Below are 4,241 nucleotides of genomic sequence, written 5' to 3' on the forward strand. Positions count from 1 at the left end.
AGGCTCCTGGGCCTCGGCCCCCGCCGCCCCGGGCTCCCGGGCCTCGGCCCCGGGGGTCAGGCGTTCTCCGAGCGGAGCCTCGCCTCTTCCTCGCGCCATCCTTCTTCCTTCCGGATGTACTCGTTGTCGGCGAAGTCCGCGAAATCGGCGGCCTCGGTCACGCGGCGGACCTCCAGCTTGGAGCCCGGTCCCAGCGGGCAGCGGCTGGCCCACTCCGCGGCTTCCTCCTTGGAGGCCACCTGGACGATCCAAAAACCGTTGAACAGTTCGTGCGTTTCGCCGTACGGGCCGTCGGTCACAATCGGCGGCTCCTCCGAGAAGTCCACGACGAATCCGCTGCCGTCGGAAAGATCCGCCAGGCCTTCTCCCGCCAGCATGACGCCGGCGTTGATCATCGCCTCGTTGTAGGCGCCCATCTTGTTGATCATTTCTTCGAACGGCATGGATTTGGACGCCTCAAGGGCTGCATCCGTGGACCGCATGATGAACATGTACTTCATGGCTTTTCTCCTTCTCGGAACGAGACGCGGGCATGCGCCTTCTACTATGCCGTCGAACGGGGGCCGTGGATATCGACAGGCCCGGGAATTTTTTTCGGATTCTTCGCGCCGCGGTTCGGCGGCCCCGCGGCAGCCGCCTCTATGCTTGCCGTATGACCAACGACGATCAATTGCGTGACCGCGCCCGGATGCTTGACGCCGCAGACCCGCTGGCCGGATACCGGACCCGGTTCGCAGGCCATGACGACGACGCCGTCGTGGCCTACCTCGACGGCAATTCGCTGGGCCGGCCGCTGGCCGCCAGCATCGAGCGCGTCCGGGACGTCATGGCGCAGCAGTGGGGCGGCCGGCTGATCCGGGCCTGGGACGAGGTCTGGCTCCAGCTGCCGGAGCAGATCGGCGACGAGCTGGGCCGGGTCGTGCTGGGAGCCGCGCCGGGCCAATGCGTGGTGGCCGACTCCACCACGGTGCTGCTGTACAAGCTGGCCCGCGCCGCAATCGACGCGCGCCCGGGGCGCCGGCGCATCCTGGTGGACCGGGACAATTTTCCGTCCGACCGCTTCATCGTTGAAGGCATCGCCGCCGAGTGCGGCCTGGAGCTGGACTGGCTCGAGCCCCCGCACGCCGGGGGAGTGACGGCAGAAGCGGTCCGGGCCGCCGTGGGCCCCGACACGGCGCTCGTGCTGCTCAGCCACGTGGCCTACCGCTCCGGCTATGTTGCGGACATTCCGGCCATCACCGCCGCCGCGCACGACGCCGGTGCCCTGGTTTTGTGGGACCTGTGCCATTCCGCCGGGGTGCTGCCCGTGGAACTGGACGGCTGGGGCGTCGACCTGGCCGCAGGCTGCAGCTACAAGTACCTTAACGGCGGTCCGGGCGCCCCGGCCTGGGCCTACGTGCGGACCGAGCACCAGCACCTGAGCCAGCCGATCCAAGGCTGGTTGGGCAGCGCCAAACCCTTCGAGATGGGTCAGGGGTATCAGCCGGCCGGCGGGATCCGCCGGTTCACGTCCGGAACTCCGCCGATCATCGGCATGACCGCCCTCCAGGACATGGTCGCCCTCATCGACGAGGCCGGGCTGGCGGCGGTCCGGGATAAGTCGATCGCCCTGACCGGGTTTGCCGTCGAGGCCGTGCAGGAGGCGCTGGCCGGTTTCGGCGTAGCCATCGCCTCGCCGCTTGATCCGGCGGAACGCGGCGGCCACGTCACCATCGACCACCCGGACTTCAAGCAAATCACCGGCAGGCTCTGGGAGCAGGGAGTGATACCGGACTTCCGCGAGCCCGACGGCCTCCGGCTGGGGCTCTCGCCGATGTCCACCAGCTTCCAGGAGGTGTGGCGCGGCATCGCCGCCATTCGCGCCGAGCTCGAACGGATGTAGCCGAGCTCGAACGGGTTCAGCCGCCCCGCCGGACCATCCGGATCTCGTGCAGGCCTTCCCACAGGCCGGTCAGGGGCTCGCGGCGTCCGTCCGGGCCGAATCCGTGCTTGCGGTAGAACGCCTGGGCGCGCGGGTTGTCCTCGAGGACCCAGAGCAGCGCGGGCCCGCCACCGATCGCCGCCTCCAGCAGTTGCCGCCCGAGCCCGGTCCCGTAGGCCTCCGCCAGCACGTAGAGCATCTGCAGTTCGTGCGGCACGCCGGCGTCGGCGTCGTCGTCCTGCACGGGGCCGCCGCCCGAGCAGCCGATGATCCGTCCGGCGGGGTCTTCGGCGACCCACAGCTCCGCCCCCGCCGCCAGCCCGCGCGACCACCAGTCGATCTGCTGGTCCCGCCGGGCCGCTTCGGCGGCGAAGAAGCTCTCCGGCCGCTGGGACGAGTAGGTTTCCCGCCAGGCGGCGAGCTTCATGTCGAGTGTGGCCGGGATGTCGTCTGGGGTGGCGCGGCGGATGCGGAAATCGGGGGTTGGCACCCATGAATCCTAGCTGCGGCTGCCCGGATCCCAGATCATACCGGCACCGCAAGGCTCAGCGGCGGAAGTGGTCGACCGCGAGCTGGTAGCTGTGCGCCGTCAGCGCGGCGGTCTGCTCCCAGCCAAAGGACGAGGCGTGCACCGCGGCATTGGCGCCCAGCCGCCGGCGGAACTCCGGGTAGTCGTGGAGCTCGCGGAGGGCCCCCGCCCACCGGACCGGGTCGTGCCCGTCCACCAGCAGCCCGGTGAGCCCGTGGCTGACCGCCACCGGCAGCCCGCCCACGTTGGTGGCAACGACGGGCGTACCGCACGCCTGCGCTTCCAGGGCGACCAAGCCGAAGGATTCGCTGAAGGACGGGACCGCCACCACATCGGCGCTGCGGAAGGTGGCCGCCAAGGCGCGCGGCTCCACGGGGGGCGAGAGCGTCACGGTGTCCGCCAGCCCCAGCTTCCCGGCCAGCGCCGGCAGGTCAAGCCCGGCGGACCCGCTGATCTCGCCGATGATGGACACGCGCAGCCGGATGTCGGGCCGTTGGCGGCGCAGTTCGGCCGCGGCGGCCAGCAGGACCTGCGGCCCTTTCAGTACCTGGATGCGGCCGGCAAACACCAGGTGGAAGGTATCCGGGCCGATGCCCGCCGCCTCCCGGTCCGCGCGGCGGCCGTCGGGGCGGAAGGTGTGCAGGTCCACCCCGGGCGGGATCACGTCCACCGTCCCCTCGTCCGCGCCGTAGAGATCGACCAACTCGGCCGCCTCGGTCAGGGTATTGGCAATCAGCCGGCCGGCTCCGGACGCTATGGCTTGCTCCCCGTCGATCCGGGAGGCAGGCTCGGGCGGTTCGCCGGGCTGCAGGTGCAGGTTTTTGACCAGCCCCATCGTGTGCATCGAGTGCACCAGCGGAATGTGCCAGTCGTGCTGCAGCCGCAGCCCCACGGCACCCGAAAGCCAGTAGTGCGAGTGCAGCACGTCGTACCGTGCCCCGTCCTGCTGCGTGAACTGCCGCAGCGAAGCCTCCAGTGCGGCCAACCGCTGCGGCAGGTCTTCCTTGGTTACCGCGTCGGCGGGGGCTCCGTCCAGGTGGATCACGCGGACGCCGGCCCGGGGATGTTCCACGGGTTCCTGCCCGTCGTGCAGGGAGCGGGTGAAAACGTCGACGGCGGTGCCCAGCGCCGCCTGTTCCCGCGCCAGGGCGCGCACGTAGACGTTCATCCCGCCGGCATCGCCCCCGCCGGGGAGAGCCAGCGGCGAGGTGTGCAGCGACAGCACGGCGATGCGCTCCGCGCCGACCATGCCCACCTCCAGACCGTGTCAGCCGGGACGTCTCCGGCTCGGGAAAATCGACGTGCCGCCGAATTTGTCTAGCAGCCACTTTAGCCGCCCGGGTAGGCCCCGGCCGCTTGATGACGGATCAGTGCATGGTGAAGCGGCTGGCCACCGTGTCCTGCACTCCGGGGAAGCGGGTGAGCGTGCTGAACAGGCGGTTGCGGGCCGCGAGCACCGGCGGCGGCAACGGCCTGCCCAGGGCCATGTTCAGGTGAGCCTGCCAGACGGCGGTGTTGGCCGCCCGCCGCCGGTCCGCCTCGTATCTTCGCAACGCCATGCCCGTCGGCTCGCCCGCCAGGGCCGCGGCCACGATCGGAGCCAGGGCTGCGGCATCCAGCCAGCCCAAATTCATGCCCTGCCCGCCGATCGGACTCACCTGGTGTGCTGCGTCGCCGACGAGCGCGACGCGTCCGGCTACCAGCCGCCGCGGCGTCCGGGAGCTGACGGAGAAGGCGCTGAGCATGGAGCAACTGCCGGGGTCCGGGCCCGTCCCGGTGCGCCGCGCGACC

At 70.6% G+C, this 4,241-nt stretch carries 5 protein-coding genes; 1 reads left to right on the forward strand and 4 read right to left on the reverse strand.

Annotation, left to right across the window (positions count from 1 at the left end):
* Positions 1–56: 56 nt before the first annotated feature.
* Entirely contained in the window at positions 57–500 is a 444-nt protein-coding gene (locus AC5RUJ_RS11825; RefSeq protein ID WP_494013970.1) for a YciI family protein, read from the reverse strand.
* A gap of 152 nt (positions 501–652) precedes the next feature.
* On the opposite strand from AC5RUJ_RS11825, the gene AC5RUJ_RS11830 reads away from it, so the two are divergent.
* Positions 653–1,882 (forward strand): kynureninase, encoded by a 1,230-nt coding sequence (locus AC5RUJ_RS11830; RefSeq protein ID WP_494127858.1) that lies wholly within the window; start codon positions 653–655, stop codon positions 1,880–1,882.
* Between the two features lie 16 nt (positions 1,883–1,898).
* Here the strand turns inward: AC5RUJ_RS11830 and AC5RUJ_RS11835 are convergent, their stop codons facing one another.
* The 3 genes from AC5RUJ_RS11835 to AC5RUJ_RS11845 form a co-directional block, all read right to left on the reverse strand.
* Entirely contained in the window at positions 1,899–2,411 is a 513-nt protein-coding gene (locus tag AC5RUJ_RS11835; protein WP_493999700.1) for a GNAT family N-acetyltransferase, read from the reverse strand.
* Between the two features lie 55 nt (positions 2,412–2,466).
* Positions 2,467–3,699 (reverse strand): D-inositol-3-phosphate glycosyltransferase, encoded by a 1,233-nt coding sequence (mshA, locus tag AC5RUJ_RS11840; RefSeq protein ID WP_494023092.1) that lies wholly within the window; start codon positions 3,697–3,699, stop codon positions 2,467–2,469.
* Between the two features lie 118 nt (positions 3,700–3,817).
* Positions 3,818–4,241: FAD-dependent oxidoreductase (locus AC5RUJ_RS11845; protein WP_494155902.1), on the reverse strand; the 424-nt coding region annotated here is incomplete at its 5' end.

The organism is Arthrobacter sp. Y3223164 (assembly GCF_059091005.1).

What these genes read in the sequence shown, in the direction of transcription:
- AC5RUJ_RS11825 (WP_494013970.1), bottom strand. Translation starts at nt 500, where the DNA reads ATGAAGTACATGTTCATCATGCGGTCCACGGATGCAGCCCTTGAGGCG.
- AC5RUJ_RS11830 (WP_494127858.1), top strand. Translation starts at nt 653, where the DNA reads ATGACCAACGACGATCAATTGCGTGACCGCGCCCGGATGCTTGACGCC.
- mshA (WP_494023092.1), bottom strand. Translation starts at nt 3,699, where the DNA reads ATGGTCGGCGCGGAGCGCATCGCCGTGCTGTCGCTGCACACCTCGCCG.